General features: G+C 63.3%; 12 protein-coding genes and 1 pseudogene. 4 read left to right on the plus strand and 9 right to left on the minus strand.

The features are described from left to right. Window positions 1-5 precede the first annotated feature (5 nt). The 3 genes from AC0L39_RS05185 to AC0L39_RS05195 all read right to left on the minus strand — a co-directional run bounded on the left by AC0L39_RS05185 (window position 6) and on the right by AC0L39_RS05195 (window position 4514). Window positions 6-2642 (minus strand): M14 family metallopeptidase, encoded by a 2637-nt coding sequence (locus tag AC0L39_RS05185; RefSeq protein WP_473261298.1) that lies wholly within the window; start codon window positions 2640-2642, stop codon window positions 6-8. Window positions 2643-2747: 105 nt separating this feature from the next. After that, window positions 2748-3737, minus strand: a complete 990-nt coding sequence (locus AC0L39_RS05190) for a DUF4349 domain-containing protein (RefSeq protein ID WP_473261300.1) — start codon at window positions 3735-3737, stop codon at window positions 2748-2750. A gap of 222 nt (window positions 3738-3959) precedes the next feature. Continuing rightward, on the minus strand, window positions 3960-4514 hold the full coding sequence (locus AC0L39_RS05195; protein WP_473261302.1) for a type 1 glutamine amidotransferase domain-containing protein: 555 nt from the start codon (window positions 4512-4514) through the stop codon (window positions 3960-3962). A 170-nt stretch (window positions 4515-4684) separates the two neighbouring features. Here AC0L39_RS05195 and AC0L39_RS05200 point away from each other — a divergent pair, with 170 nt between their 5' ends. Together AC0L39_RS05200 and parC are read left to right on the plus strand one after the other, a co-directional pair. Then, a complete protein-coding gene (locus AC0L39_RS05200) occupies window positions 4685-5449 on the plus strand; it encodes an ion transporter (protein ID WP_473261304.1) in 765 nt (254 codons plus the stop codon). Between the two features lie 316 nt (window positions 5450-5765). Next, window positions 5766-8057, plus strand: a complete 2292-nt coding sequence (gene parC, locus AC0L39_RS05205; RefSeq protein ID WP_473261306.1) for a DNA topoisomerase IV subunit A — start codon at window positions 5766-5768, stop codon at window positions 8055-8057. 173 nt (window positions 8058-8230) lie between these two features. Here the strand turns inward: parC and AC0L39_RS05210 are convergent, their stop codons facing one another. From AC0L39_RS05210 to AC0L39_RS05235, 6 genes and pseudogenes are all read right to left on the minus strand, one after another. Further along, a complete protein-coding gene (locus AC0L39_RS05210) occupies window positions 8231-8842 on the minus strand; it encodes a hypothetical protein (protein WP_473261308.1) in 612 nt (203 codons plus the stop codon). Between the two features lie 250 nt (window positions 8843-9092). Next, window positions 9093-10287: pseudogene (locus AC0L39_RS05215) on the minus strand (CCA tRNA nucleotidyltransferase). Continuing rightward, on the minus strand, window positions 10284-10883 hold the full coding sequence (locus tag AC0L39_RS05220) for a CoA pyrophosphatase (protein ID WP_473261310.1): 600 nt from the start codon (window positions 10881-10883) through the stop codon (window positions 10284-10286). The pseudogene AC0L39_RS05215 and the gene AC0L39_RS05220 overlap by 4 nt, the downstream one beginning before the upstream one ends. Window positions 10884-10900: 17 nt before the next feature. After that, window positions 10901-11461, minus strand: a complete 561-nt coding sequence (locus AC0L39_RS05225; protein ID WP_473261311.1) for a DUF1285 domain-containing protein — start codon at window positions 11459-11461, stop codon at window positions 10901-10903. Between the two features lie 57 nt (window positions 11462-11518). After that, the gene (locus AC0L39_RS05230) at window positions 11519-12073 is read right to left on the minus strand and encodes a GNAT family N-acetyltransferase (RefSeq protein ID WP_473261313.1); all 555 of its coding nucleotides are present in this window, start codon (window positions 12071-12073) and stop codon (window positions 11519-11521) included. A 46-nt stretch (window positions 12074-12119) separates the two neighbouring features. After that, complete coding sequence (locus AC0L39_RS05235; RefSeq protein WP_473261315.1) at window positions 12120-13295, minus strand: PQQ-dependent sugar dehydrogenase; 1176 nt, start codon at window positions 13293-13295, stop codon at window positions 12120-12122. Between AC0L39_RS05235 and AC0L39_RS05240 the strand changes: the two genes are divergently transcribed. After that, a complete protein-coding gene (locus tag AC0L39_RS05240; RefSeq protein ID WP_473261317.1) occupies window positions 13294-13929 on the plus strand; it encodes a ribonuclease HII in 636 nt (211 codons plus the stop codon). The two genes, AC0L39_RS05235 and AC0L39_RS05240, sit on opposite strands and share 2 nt — an antisense overlap. Window positions 13930-13958: 29 nt before the next feature. Beyond that, on the plus strand, window positions 13959-14903 hold the full coding sequence (locus AC0L39_RS05245) for a sodium:calcium antiporter (RefSeq protein ID WP_473261319.1): 945 nt from the start codon (window positions 13959-13961) through the stop codon (window positions 14901-14903). Window positions 14904-15114 lie beyond the last annotated feature (211 nt).

Raw genomic sequence — 15114 nt, forward strand, 5'->3', positions numbered from 1 at the left:
GCTGCCTAGCGCACCCGTGACGGGGCGATGATAACCGCGTTCGCAAGCAGCAGGTCCAGCCCATCGAGATAGGCGCGCAGCGTGGGATCATGCGCGAAACCGATGGTCATGCCCTCGCCAGAAGGCTGCGCCATCAGATAGGGTTTGAAGGCGAGCTGCCGGCGGTTCTCATCCCAGACATATCCGCTCGCGATCAGGCTGTCCGCCGCCGCAAAACGCAGCACGTTGGTGCCGCTGGATCGATCGAGCGGAGTGAATATCTGCGAACCCTGCGCATCGACGACGGCACCGTCATCATAGCCTGCCGAGAGGAAATGATCGCGGTCCGCTACCGTGTTGAGCAGTGCCCCCGGCAGCGTGTCGGGTAGCGCCTGCTGGTCCTGTATGGCAGAGCGATATTCGTCCGCGCTGGTGAGTTCGTTGCCTTGTGCAAGCGCGGGGCTTTCGCCGTCCTCGCCATCTTCCGCCTCTTCGGGGTTGAGGCCCAGCGCCGCCTCACGCCTCACCGCAAGCAGCGGGTTATCGCCGCTGGAAAACGCGCCAAGACTTCCCCCGATGGCGACAAGCACGCCGCCGCGCTTCACGAATGCATCGAGCGTTGCAAGTCCGCCTTTGCCCAGATCATCGCCCGGTGAACCATCGGGAACGAGCACGACGTCGTAATCGGACAGGTCCGCGCCCGCGAACCGGTCGGTACGGATCGGCACGAGCGGGAGGCCGAGCCGCTGTTCGAGGACATAGCGCGCCGCCCCCGCGCTGAGCTGCGAGATGCCGTCATCCCACGCAATCGCGACCTTGGGCAGGGTAAGGCGGACGAAAGCCTCGCTGCCGAGGTTCGGCCCATCTTCGACCCAGCTGTCCTCCAGCGCTATGGTGTGCGCGCCGACTTCGCGCGCTAGCGCTGCGAGGCGAACCATCGCCGCATCGGTGTTCGCGCCGCTTGCGAAGACCACGGTCCCGCGCGGAAATTCGCGCCCGTCCTTAATAAAGGCTTCGTCGGTAACGCGGCCCTCGATCCCTTCGCGCAAAGCGAGCGTAACCAGCCGCGCCTGACCGCTATCGGTCCACGGAACGGCGACCGCGAAACTCCCCGACCCCTCGGCCTTGGGAGCGATCGGCATGTCGGCGGACAGCATCTCGCCCGAGGCGGCGGCGTTGCACAAGGTTACGTCGACACCCGACATAAAGCCGACCGACCATGCGGTCACATCGTAAAGTTCATGACGCAAATCGCGCGCGCGGCGCTGTTCCTGCTGGCGGACGAACGCCTCGGGCAGGGGCGTGTCGCGGTCGAGCAGGCTGCGCACGAGCCGCCCGGCGGGCTGCGACTGCGGCACGGCGAGATAGCCTTGCGGGAAGGTCCGCCCGCACACATTTGCCGCGCTCGTCCTTCGGTAAACGGTGATGCCTTGTGCGGCGAGCCTGCGTCCCAGCGCCTCGGCATTCCATCGGCGAGATGCGAGGTCGATCAGATAGGTCCCGCGCCCTGCCGCGCCATTGGCATTGGCAGCGCGGTAGGCGGCATAATCGCCTAGCAGGCGGCCGGCATTGTCGGCCACCGCCTCGGCGGTCGAAAAGCTTGCGATGAAGTGATTGCGCACCCCGTCGCCATAGGTCAGCGTGGTTCCGTCGCGCCGCTCGAGAACGAGGCCGCGCGCCGATCCCTGCTCATACGTGCTCCCGATCGCGCCGTGATGCGTGTTCCATGTGTCGCCGTAACCGGGGTAGAACAGGTCATAGACCTCGCGCGTGAAATAGGGCTCCCCTATGCGGTCGAACCATGCCGCGTTGTTGCGTCCGATCAGCTCATAGGCGCGGCGCTGCGCGGCTGTGATATTGGGGTTGAGCGGCTGCGCGGCCGGGCTGAAGAAATAGGTATCGTCGCCGCTCATCTCGTGCACATCGACGACAACGACCGGGTTCCACTCGCGGATAGCGGCGACCTTGCCGCGCGTCTCTGGTTGGCTCAGCGTGAACCAGTCGCGGTTGAGATCGAACATGTAGTGATTGACGCGGCCCGAAGGCCATTCCTCGTCGTGCTCGGCGGACTGGCGGTCGGCGGCAGGCTGGATCCCGACCGCGCCGCGAAAATGGTTCACGAAGCGCGCGCGTCCATCGGGGTTCTGCATCGGGTCGATGATGACGATGCTTTCGCGCAGGATACGTTCGGCCCGCGCATCGCCCTGCGCGGCGAGCAGGTGATACGCCATCATCAGTGACGCATCGGTCGAGGAAATCTCGTTGCCATGCACGCCGTAGGTCAGCCACGTCACAGGCAGCGCGTCGCCATTGCTCGCGCGCCCGGCGGAGATTGCGGCGAGGTCGGCCTGAATAGCGCCGATCCGCGCCATGTTTTCAGGCGCGGTCAGAATCACGTAGTTGAGCGATCGGCCTTCCCAGCTTTTCGCATATTCGATCATCCGCATTCGCTCGGGCGCAGCCTCTGCAAGAGCGCGCAGGTAAGTCAGCGCTTCGTCGGGCGAAGTGATGCGCGCGCCGGGTTCGTGTCCGACCGTTTCGGTCAGCGTAGGAATGGAAGGCTCAAATTCCGCTTCCAGAAAGGACTGCGCAAAAGCCGCTCCCGGAATAAGCGCAAGCGCACCGAATACCGCCAGAAACCGGCCCAACCATTCACCGCGCATTGCATTCCCCTGAAATTCGAGATTCGTTCGTTGTTTCGCTTTTCTTCCGGGAAGCCGCCGCCGGGGTCAAGCGGCGGCTTCCCGAATAACGAGAGCCCGAACGGTCTAGACTTCCGTGGCTGGCGGGGCGGTTTCCTGCGCTGCAGCGCCCGTTTCTGCGCGATCCCTTCGCAGCCGCCGCCACAGCCACAGGCCGGCCAGGAGCAGGATGGCGAGGGGCAGCACCACCGCGAAGGCCATCATCAGGAACGCGATGGTCGAGCCGAAAATCGCGCCCATCGCGCTCCACGCCTTGCGGATAGGGTCGGAAAAGCCGCCCGATGCCCGCGTTCCGGATTCGTAAGTGACCGCCATCTGGCTGAAGGCAACGCGGTCGCGCATTTCGGTTAACCAGCTGCGCGCCTGGTCGATCTCCTGATTGACCTGCGCCACGCTGCGTTCGGCCTGGACCAGCTCTGCCACCGTACCCCGGCGCGTGCGCAGCACGTCCATCAGCCGGTCGCGAAGCAGCGTGCGGGCGCGCAGCCGCGCCTCGGTATCGACGATCTGCTTGGACAGGTCTTCGCCGTCGATCGAGGAAGAGACGAGCTCGCCATCGACAGTGCCGGAACTCTTTTCAAGTTCCTTGGAAAATTCTCTTGCGACACCCGACGCTACTGCAAGCTGAAGGTTGCCATAGGAATAGTCCCCGTCCTGATCGGCCTGCCGCATCGAGATGATCCGGCACACCTGGGGCCCGCGCGCTTCACACATATCGGCGTGCCGCTCCTGAAGTGGCTTGATCGCATCTGCAGGCAACCGGAACCCGAGCGCATAACGATATGCGATCTGCGGCAGGCCAACCGGGATATTTCCCGCCCCGTTCGGTATTGTCTCACCCGAACTTGCCTGCGCTTGATCCGCGCTGGCCTCTGCCATTTCGAAGGTTTGGCTGGCAGGCGCCGGGGGCGACGAAGGCGGTGCTGGCGGCATGCCCGCTTCGGCTTCCTGTATATCGACTGTCGTCACACGTTCCATAACGGAATGCTCGGACCCGTCCGAACATGCGGTCATCAGGACTAATGCCAACAGCAACAAGGGGGTGGCTTTACGCATGGTTTCTCTCCCAATCTGGCCGACCAGTGGCGAGTCGTGCCTTAATTGAGCCTCATTTGTGCCACATTTTCGCCATAATGCAAGTCTGATGTATGTTACAACATATCCTTACCCGCACTAAGGTCCAGAGAAAAAGAAAAACCCCGCCACACGCATCTGCGTGGCGGGGCCTGAGTCAGCCAAATGACGGGAGGCCATGACTGAACTCGATTTAGATACGGATCAGGCGTTCTCGGGGATGCGTGCCATGTCTTCGGCCATTTCCAGCGCGCTCATCAGAGTGCTGGTGAAGGCGGGAATGTCGTCCGGATTGCGGCTGGTAATCAGGTTGCCATCGAGTGCGACGGTCTTGTCCACGACGTTGCCGCCTGCATTTTCGAGGTCGGTGCGGATCGAGGGCCAGCCGGTGACGGTCTTCCCGTCGATAATGTCGGCTTCGGCGAGCAGCCACGGAGCGTGGCAGATCGCGGCGATCGGCTTGTTCGTGCCATCGAACTGCTTGACGAGGTCGATGACGGTTTCGTTCATGCGCAGGACGTCCGGGTTGATCTGTCCGCCCGGCAGCAGCAGCGCATCGTAATCGCCTTCCGACACTTCATCGACGGTCAGGTCGACCTTGACGCTGTCGCCCCAGTTGCCGTCCTTCCAGCCCTTGATTTCGCCATCTTCGAGGCTGGCGACGGTAATATCGGCGCCGGCATCTTCGAGCAGCGATTTGGGTTCCATCAGTTCTGACTGCTCGAACCCGTCGGTGGCGATGATGAGGATGCGTTTCATGAAATGTATCTCCTTGTAATTGCTTTGATTATTATACGCATCACATGCGAGATCGTTCCTGATGGCAGTCAGGGTGTGGCGGTGGTAAGGCGAGTTGCAATCGCCTTGCCTGCCACCAATTTCACTTGGCATTTGATATCGGCATTTGAGGGCCTTCGGAGAATTCACGAATGACCATGCAGCAACGCGCGCAGGCCCTTGTCGAGGCGCGCTGGTTCGAACGTTTCATCATTGCGGTGATCGTCGTCAACGCGATCGGGCTGGGGCTTGAGACTTCCCCTGCCGCGATGGCCATGGCGGGCGATCTGATCCAGCGGCTCGACCAGATTGCCATCGCGATATTCGTGGTCGAACTGGCGCTGAAGCTGTTCGCCTACCGCCTCGCGTTTTTCCGCAACGGCTGGAACGTGTTCGACCTTGCCATCGTCAGTGCCGCGTTGGTCCCGGCAGGCGAGCAATTCTCCGTCCTGCGCGCGCTGCGCATCCTGCGGGCGCTCCGGCTCGTCTCTGTCGTGCCCAGCATGCGCAAGGTCATCGTGGGCCTGTTCAGCGCGATCCCCAGCATCGCGACGGTGATCGTCATGTTGCTGCTACTGTTCTACATCAGCGCGGTAATGGCGACGAAGCTGTTCGGGCAGGCCTTCCCCGAATGGTTCGGATCATTGGGAGCATCGCTTTACTCGTTGTTCCAGATCATGACGCTGGAAAGCTGGTCGATGGGTATCGTGCGCCCGGTGATGGAGGTGTTCCCGTGGGCATGGATGTTCTTCGTGCCATTCATTCTCATCACGAGCTTTATCGTGCTGAACCTGTTCATCGGTGTGATCGTTAACGCCATGGCCGAGGCCACCGACGAAGAAGCGCATGACGAGCGCGAGATGATTATCCGCGAATTGCGCGAGTTGAGAGGCGAGATAAAAGCTCTGCGCAAATAACCTCCGGAAAGAGAAGCGCTCCATTTCAGGCGGCTCAATTTCAGGCCCTTCACCTGGTCTGCGTTCGATTCATCTTTGGTGCGAGCAGCGTCTCAAAATTGGAATGCATCAACACATGTCTGGCTCTTGTTGCCGGGTTGGGTCAGATCAGTTTCTGCGACCCCGAGGGCTCGAATCACAATTCGACCTTCAACTTATGAGCCCTGCATCAGTGCGGGGCTTTTTTTGGGGTGACGTCCGTTCCCCGTCTCACATCTCGCCCATTCCTGTGGAAACGCCTCTCCCCTGTGCAGACGGGCGTTGCTAAGCCAGCGGCATGTCCGAGACTACCACCCCAGACGATTCTGATCCGTTCGACGCGATTGTCGATGCGCCGTTCGATGCGGCCCTGTCCGAGCGCTATCTCGTCTATGCACTCTCGACCATCACCGCGCGTTCGCTGCCGGACCTGCGCGACGGGTTGAAGCCGGTTCACCGGCGGCTGCTGTGGACGATGCGTCAGTTGAAGCTCGACCCGTCCAACACCTTCAAGAAATCCGCCCGCGTCGTGGGTGAGGTGATCGGCAAGTATCACCCGCATGGCGATACCGCCGCGTACGATGCGATGGTGCGGCTCGCACAGGATTTCTCGCTGCGCTATCCGCTGGTCGAAGGGCAGGGGAATTTCGGCAATATCGATGGCGATAACGCCGCCGCCTATCGCTACACCGAGGCGCGCCTGACCAAAACCGCGATGCAGCTGATGGATGGGCTGGATGCGGGCACGGTCGATTTCATCCCGACTTATAATGGCGAGGAGGAAGAGCCCGAGCTGATGCCGGGCCTGTTCCCGAACCTGCTGGCCAATGGCGCGAGCGGGATCGCGGTCGGCATGGCGACCAATATTCCCAGCCACAATGTCGCCGAGATCATCAATGCGACGCTGGAGTTGATCGACAATCCGCACGTCGAACACGCGCGGCTGATGGAACTGTTCCGCGGCCCCGATCTGCCCACGGGCGGGCAGATTATCGACAGCAAGGACGTCATCTCCGAAGCCTATGCCACGGGGCGCGGATCTTTTCGGGTGCGCGGCGTGTTCGAGGCTCCCGAAGCGGACAAGGCGGAGGATCAAGCGGCCGGGATCGAGCGGCTGGGCGGCGGGCAATGGCAGCTTGTCATCTCGGAAATCCCCTACCAGGTCGCCAAGGGCAAGCTGATCGAGCAGATCGCGCAGGCGATTGCGGACAAGAAGCTGCCCATCCTCGAAGACGTGCGCGATGAAAGCGACGAGACGATCCGCATCGTGCTCGTGCCCAAGAGCCGCAATGTCGATCCGGAGCTGCTCAAGGAGAGCATCTTCAAACTGACCGACATGGAAACGCGGTTCGGGCTGAACCTCAACGTCCTCGATGCCAGCCGCACGCCGATGGTCATGGGGCTGAAGGAGCTGCTGGAGAACTGGACGCGCGCGCAGATCGAGATACTCCAGCGCCGCACGCGCCACCGGCTCGAACAGATCGCGCGGCGGCTGGAACTGGTCGAAGGCTATATCATTGCCTTCCTCAATCTCGACCGGGTGATCGAGATCATCCGCACCGAGGATGAGCCAAAGCCGGTGATGATGAAGGAATTCAGCCTCACTGACCGCCAGACCGAAGCGATCCTGAACATGCGGCTGCGTAGCTTGCGCAAGCTGGAGGAGATGCAACTGCGGCAGGAAAAGGACGACCTTGAGGCCGAGCAGGACGATTTGCAGAAACTGCTCGACAGCCCCGCACGCCAGCGCACGCGGCTCAAGAAAGATCTGCGCACCCTGCGCAAGGACTATGCCGAGGACACCGCGCTGGGCGCGCGCCGCACCCGGATCGAAGAGGCCGAGCCTGTCGTCGAATTTTCGATGGACGCCATGATCGAGAAGGAGCCGGTGACGGTGATCCTCAGCCAGAAAGGCTGGATCAGGGCGGCGAAAGGGCATGTGCCGCTCGACCAGGAATTCAAATACAAGGAAGGCGATGCGCTGGCCCATATCCTGCACGCGCAGACGACAGACAAGCTGCTCATCGCGGCGCATAATGGGCGGTTCTATACGCTCGGCTGCGACAAGCTTCCGGGCGCGCGCGGCTTTGGCGAACCCGTGCGCACGATGATCGACCTCGAGGCCGATACCGCGATAGCGAGCATGATCGTGCACAAGGATGGCGGCAAGCTGCTGCTCGCCTCCAGCATAGGCAAAGGCTTTGTTGCCGAGACCAGCGAGCTGCTCGCGGAAACGCGTAAAGGGCGGCAGGTCGTGAACCTGAAAGGCAATGCCGAGCTGCGCGTGATCCGCGAGATCGCGCCGGAACACGATCACGTCGCGTGCGTGGGCGAGAACCGCAAGCTGATCGTATTCAACCTCGAGGAAATGCCGGTCATGGCGCGCGGGCAAGGCGTGATGCTGCAACGTTACCGCGATGGCGGTCTGTCCGATGCGACGACGTTCAAGCTGGAGGACGGCCTTAGCTGGCAGATGGGCGGATCGGGCGAGCGCACCCGGACCGAGACCGACATCTGGCAATGGAAAGTTGCCCGCAGCGCCGCAGGCCGCATGCCGCCGCAGGGCTTCCCGAAAGACAACAAGTTCTAGTGGCTGCTCGGCCCGTTGTGGACCGGACCACTCCGGGCCAAGGGCGGCGCTGCCTGCCCGCAAGCCGATGAGGGCGCAGGCAACCGCAAGCTGGGTGGAGCGCGAAAGCAAAAAAGCCGCGAATGTCGCTGTGACATCCGCGGCTTTTTCGTAAAGCTTGTGTTCGGGGAGGCTTACATGCCTGCGCCGGTCACGTCTTCGGTTCCGGCGTCGGCGGTCTCTGCCTGCTCACCGGCTTCCTTCGCCGCAGCCTGTGCCGGGGTCAGGATCTCGGCGCCTTCCGGCACTTCGACGGTATTGGCCGCGAGCTGTTCGGCCGAATACAGGGCCATGAGCGCGCCGTTCGGATCGACTGCGAAGGAATCGCGCTTCAGCGTGATGATACCGTTTTCATTCTGGAGGATCACGGTGTCTTCGCTGTCCACGGTGTAGATGGTGCCAGCCGGCATGTTGTCCGCGCTGATGACAGCTGCGCCAACGACGAGGGCGGAATCGCGCGCAGCGTTGGCCTTGTCTTCCTGCGTTTTCATCATCCCGTCGATCTGTGCCTTGGTGGCGTTGACGGTCCACTTGCCTTCGCGTTCGGCGAGGAGGTTTGCGGGCAGTGGGGCCTTGTACGCGCCGGTATCAACGGTCACGATGCCTTCTGCATTGCTTTCGACGGTGCCGATCGGGGCATCGTCATTTCCAAATACGGTGGTTCCGGCGTCTTGCGCGGAAGCCGCGATCGGGGTCAGTGCCAGGGCCGGAGCGGTGGCCAGGATAGCCAGCTTTGCGAAATTCATAAGGTGTACTCTCCGTTGTTCAATCTCGTAGAGGGGCCGCCGCACAATGGGAGGGCAGCGCAGGCAAATTTGGCATCGGGCCTGCACTGAGGCCTGTCTGAGGACGCCAAAAGCGATGAAGTGCGCTCACAATATCAATGTGCGATACGCGCAGGTGGTTCCCATAATGGGGGACAGGCCGCATGACAAGCGGGCGGCCTGTGATCCTTTTTATGAAGCCGCGCAGCTGAAGCGAAGCTTAACGTAAACGTCAAGCTCGACTAAGCTCATCGTCGAGGATTTCGCCGACCCGCCGCTCATCGGGGAAGCCTTCTTCGACCCAGCGCCGTTCGACCGCGCGCAGGATCTCGCGCGACCTGCGGGCCGGCATCCACGCCGCGCGCGACTATGGCTCCGCCTTTCAGCGGCAGGTCGGGAATCGGCCAATCCCTGACCGCGTCCGGGCTTCCGCCGAGCAGCAGCAGACGGTGCACGGCGATGCCGGTCCCTTCAGTATAGGCGAGCGCCTTGGGATCCTCGCGGTCGCTCTCCAGCCGCTTGGCCGTGCCGACCAAGACCGCCCGTTGCGCTTTCGACAGGCGCAGGCGAGCCGACACGATCTCGGCAATATCGGGCGAAGGCGGCAGCAGCGCGGCGAGGCGGCGCAGCGGATCGGCAGGCAGCCCGTGCGCGCGCTCGCGCTCGATCACGTCGCGCATCAATTCGACATGCGGCAGCGCGGTTTCGGGCAGGACGACGCGCAGCACGGCGCGGTTGAACATTCGCTCCACGGTCTCGCCCGGATCGGGCAGCGCCAACAGCTTGAGCAATTCATCCGCCACCCGCTCGCGGCTCAGGCCCTTGAGCGTGTCGGCGAGGGACGCGCAGGCTTCCTCCGCTTCGTGGTCGAGCTGGGCGCCAAAGCGCGCCTGGAAGCGGTAATAGCGCAGGATGCGCAGGTGATCTTCGGCAATTCTCTCCCTTGCATCGCCGATAAAGCGCGCGCGGCGCGCGGCAAGGTCGGCGAGCCCGCCGAAATAATCGGATATCTCCAGCGTGTCCGGATGGGCATAGAGCGCGTTGATGGTGAAGTCGCGCCGCGCCGCATCTTCGCGCCAGTCATCGGCAAAGGCCACGGTCGCGCGCCGCCCGTCGGTCGAGACATCCTGGCGCAAGGTGGTGATTTCGACGGGTCCGTCTTCGAGGATGGCGGTTACGGTGCCGTGGTCGATCCCGGTCGGGACCGTACGTATGCCAGCCTCGCGGCACTGGTCGATCACCGCGTCCGGCAGGTGCGTGGTCGCGCAATCGACATCGCTCACCTCGGCGCCCAGCAGAGTGTCTCGCACCGCTCCGCCGACCCAGCGAATACTGTCTGTGCCCAGCGCCGCTATCAGCGCGGACAGCCCTGCGCGCTGCGGCCAGTCAGCGCCCTTAAGCGATCCGGGTAGACCGGCCGCGGTCACTGCGAGCGCTCCAGCGAGATGCGCCGCGACAGGTTGGCTATAATGGCCGCGGTTACGCCCCAGATGCGAAAGCCTTCGTAATCCATTTCGAGATAGCGCCGGTTCGCCCCCCGCCAGTACACTTCGTTCACCGCCCAGTTACTCCGATCCAGCAGCAGCGCAAGCGGCGCCTCGAACCAGGCTTCGACTTCCGAGGGGTTGGGGGTCAGGTCGAGGCCCGGTGGCACCACGCCGAGAACGGGCGTGACGGCAAAGCCGGTGCCGGTCTGGTAAAGGTCGCTGGTGCCGATCACGCGCACCTCGCTGCGGGGGAGGGCAAGCTCCTCTTCGGCCTCACGCAAGGCGGCGGTCACGGCATCCTCTCCGGGATCGATCTTGCCACCGGGAAAGGCGACCTGCCCCGGATGGTCGCGCATCCCGCGCGGGCGCTGTGTCAAGATGACCTGTTCGTTGTCCGGGACGTCCGTCACTGCAATCAGCACCGCCGCCGGGGTCGAGCGTCCATCGGAGAATTGCGCATCGTCCCACAGGTCTGGAAGATCGCGCGCATGTCCGGCTTCGAATGCTGATTTCAGGGAATCGAAAACCGTGCTCATGCAGCGTGCATTGTCCTTCAGGGCAGTAGCGAGAAGATCGCGCCCTGGCTCGTAACCATCAGGCCCTGTTCGATATCGTCGCCGCTCGTCTCCATCGCGATATCGGCCAATTGCGCGTAGGTCGAGCGGTTAAGCCGCGCTTCGCATCCGCGCCGCACATGCAGGTAGATCGCCGGAGTGTCGGGATCGCCTGCTGCGCGGATCGCATTGTCGGGGCCAGCGACGACGAGTTCGTCGGTGTTCAGCCGGAAGGCAATCTCGCCATCGCGCATGACGCAATCGACCGCGATGAAGGCGGCGTCGTCGACCTCGATGCTCAGTTTCTCGAACGGGGTGACCAGCCAGTGCTGCCCACTATCATCGCGGGTAAGCAGCCCCGAAAATGCGCGCACCATTGCCGGGCGGCGGATCGGATCGCCTTGATGATACCAAGTGCCATCGGCGGCGATGCGCATGTCGCTGTCGCCGATCTGCTGCGGCGCCCAGCCTTCGACAGGTGGCAGCTTTCGATCCGCAACCTGCTCGGCAATCTGGGCAAGGGTGAGTTCGGCGAGATAGGGCGGGGGTTCGTAGGGCATGGGGAGATAACGCGACGCCCATGCGCAGCGTTCCCGTGAAGGGTGCGGGCATTCTCGTCAATCGCGCCCGGCAATCCCGCCTTCGGGGTTCCAGGGGCCAAGCACGCCTTGCGCCGGCATGGCGGATAAAGCCGCGCCGCGTGCGAGCAGGCGTTCGGGATCGTAGGGGCCGGGGCAGCGCCAGCCGCCGGTTGCAGCCGCCGAAAATCCCCAGCGCCCGTAATATTCGGCATCACCAATCAGCACTTGCGGGAACGACGCAGAGCCATCTCCCGCCAGCCGCGCTTCGGCATCCAGCATCGCAGCCATCAGGCCCATGCCAAAGCCTTCGCCTTGCCGCTCTGGCAGCACCGCCACCGGGCCGACCATAATCAGCGGCACCGGGCGCGCATCGTCATCGATCAGCGCAATCGGCCAACACTGGACCGTTCCGACCAGCAACTCGTCCTCATCGATCGCAGCGAAACTCAGCGCATCCAGCCAGTCCATCCCGGCGCGTATCCGGTACGCGGTGCGCGCATGGCGATCGGTCCCGAAAGCGCGGTCGAGCAATTCCTCGACCATTGCAGGATCGACGGCGGAGAGCGGGATCAGGGTGGCGGTGTCAGACATTGGGCGGCGCGCTTAAGGGGTTTGCGGCCCTGTGCCCAACAAAAAATCACATGGTGATCTTCAGGACCCTTCCGCCTTCACCGTCTTCTGCGACCCAGATGCTGCCGTCCGGTCCCTCTTCGACCGAGCGGATGCGGGCGTCCATGTCGTAACGCTCGGCCTCCTCGGCGCTGTCGCCGTCGATCGTGACGCGGACCAGTCCTTGCGCCTGCAAACCGGCGATCAGCGCGTCGCCTTTCCATGGGCCGAACATGTCACCGGAATAGAAAATCATGTCGCCGGGCGCGATCACCGGCGTCCAGTGGACGGCGGGCTTGGTAAAGCCATCGTCCTCGGTGTGGTCGGTGATCGGATCGCCGTTGTAGTGGTTGCCATAGGAGCGCGTGGGCCAGCCGTAATTGGCGGCGGCTTTGACGAGGTTCAGTTCATCACCGCCTGCCGGGCCGTGCTCGACTTCCCACAGGCGTCCTTCGCTGTCCCAGTCCATGCCGAGAATGTTGCGGTGGCCGTAGGACCAGATCTCGGCGGTCGCGCCGCCTTCTTCGGCCATCGGATTGCCGTCTGCTGGCGTTCCGTCGAGGTTGAGGCGGACGATCGTGCCGAGCGTGTTCGAGGTGTCCTGCGCCGGGTCAAGCTTCTGACGGTCGCCGCTGGCAATGAACAGGTGCTCGCCATCGGGAGAAACCGAAATGCGGTGCGAATAATGGCCCCGGCCCAGGACCTTGGGCGACTGGCGCCAGATCACCTCGAGGTTTTCGACTGCGCAGGCATCAGCCTCTTCGCAGACCATTTCGCCCCGTCCGACAACCGCGCCGGCAGAGGCGTCTTCACCGGCTTCCGCCCAGCTCAGATACACAGTGCGGCGGTCCATCGTCCCGGAGGCTTCGGCGGGGAGAAACGCGATGTCGCCCAGACCGCCTTGCCCGCCGAACAGGACCTCCGGCACACCACTGACCGGGCCCATCCGGCCCGCGCCGTCATTGGCGGCGGTGTCGATGAACTTGATCGTGCCTTCCTTCTCGGTGACGAACAACATGCCTGTGCCCGGAGCGAACTCGATTGCCCACGGTTTGTTGAATTCGCCCATCGGGGTGATTTCCAGCGCGGGCGCTGCACCTTCGGCGGCAATTTCTTCGCTATCCCCCGTTTGGGCATTGGCGCAGCTTGCGAGCGCGAAGGCGGAGAGGGAAAGTGCGAGCGGAAGCTTGGATGTGTAGGTCATGGTTCAGATAACTCCCGATTGTGAATTCAGTGCCCGCCTCCCGGCAATACCTCTGGTCATCGGTGTCGACGAGGCCGGACGCGGGCCGCTCGCGGGGCCGGTCGTGGCCGCTGCGGTGGTGCTGGGCGAAGGCGTACCGGCAGGGCTCGACGATTCCAAGAAGCTTTCCGCCAAACGGCGCGCGGCGCTCGACGAAGACATCCGCCGGACATGCGGCTGGGCGGTTGCGGTGGTGGACGCAGCAGAGATCGACCGGCTCAACATATTCCAGGCGACGATGGAGGCGATGACGCTGTGTGTGGCCGAGCTTGCCGGGAAGTGCGGGGGTGAGCCGGGCGAGGTTCTGATCGACGGGAACATGACGCCAGCGGGCCGACGCGAAGGCTGGCGCTGGCGCGCGCGCGCAATCGTCGGCGGAGACGGGATCGAGCCTGCGATCAGCGCGGCGTCCATCATCGCGAAAGAATGGCGCGACCGCATGATGATCGAGGCTGCGCGCGACCATCCTCATTACGGCTGGGAGCGGAACAAGGGCTATGGAACGCGCGAGCACATGGAGGCGCTTCGCGCGCATGGTCCCTCACCGCTTCACCGTCGGAGCTTTGCACCGGTTGCACAGGCAAACCTTTTGTGAAGGCGCCGCAACTACCCTAAGCGCCCCTGATGCTTGAAGCGATTCTCCTTAGCCTTGCCGGATTGGTCGGACTTGCCATCGGCGGTGAACTGCTGGTGCGCGGTGCCGTGGGCATCGCCCAGAAACTTGGCGTCTCGACGCTGTTCACCGGGCTGGTGATCGTCGGTTTTGCCACTTCGATGCCCGAAATGGTCGCGAGCGCGCAGGCCGCCATGGCCGGATCGCCGGAGATCGCGTGGGGCAATATCGTCGGATCGAACCTCGCCAACACGCTGCTGATCCTCGGCGTCTCCGCGCTCGTCATGCCGATCGTGCTGACCGGGACCGGCAGGCGCGATGCGGTGGTCGCACTGGGCGTTACGCTGCTGCTGTGGGGCCTCGTCCTGTCGCAGATCGGTGCGCGCTGGGTCGGCGTAGGCCTGCTCCTCGGCATCCTCGCCTATATAGTGTGGCGCTATCGCCATCCGGGCGCGGCGCAGCTTGAGGAAGAGGATGAGGACGGTCCCTCCAACGCGGTGATCGCCGGGCTGTTGTTCGTGGTCGGCCTCGCAATTCTCGTCGGAGCCGGCAATGCGCTGGTGACGGGGGCCATATCGCTCGCCACGATCTTCAACGTTCCGGAGACCGTGATCGGCCTGACCGTGGTCGCAGTCGGAACCTCTCTGCCCGAACTCGCAGCCTCGATTGCGGCGGCGCTGCGCGGCAAGCCGGGCCTCGCGCTCGGCAATGTCGTTGGCTCCAACATCTACAATATCCTGCTGATCGGGGGCGCGACCATGAGCATCGCGCCTTTCGCGCTGCCGATGGATCTGGCCGGATTGCAGATGGCGCTCCTCACCGGAAGCGCGGTCCTGCTGCTCGGGCTGCTGTGGAAGGCCCAGCGCATCGGGCGCGCTCGGCGCGGTCCTTGTTGCAGCATTCGCCGCCAATGTGGTGCTGGTCTTCAATTAAGGTCCACCACCGAGTCCTCCTGACCACACCCCTCCATATCGAGTCCCTGATAAGCCAAGGGACTCAACATCTTGTGCCGGTCACCTTTCGTTCCGTCTGAAGGCAGCCGCGTTTTACCCCGCGTTAACCATGAAGCTCCAGAATCTCTGCTTGACGGGGAGTCATCGAGGACTCACCCTGTGGATAACTCTGGGTCCGGTTTGTGGAGAATAAAGTCGTGGGCGTGATCGAAAC

The organism is Erythrobacter sp. K21-9, from assembly GCF_055808355.1.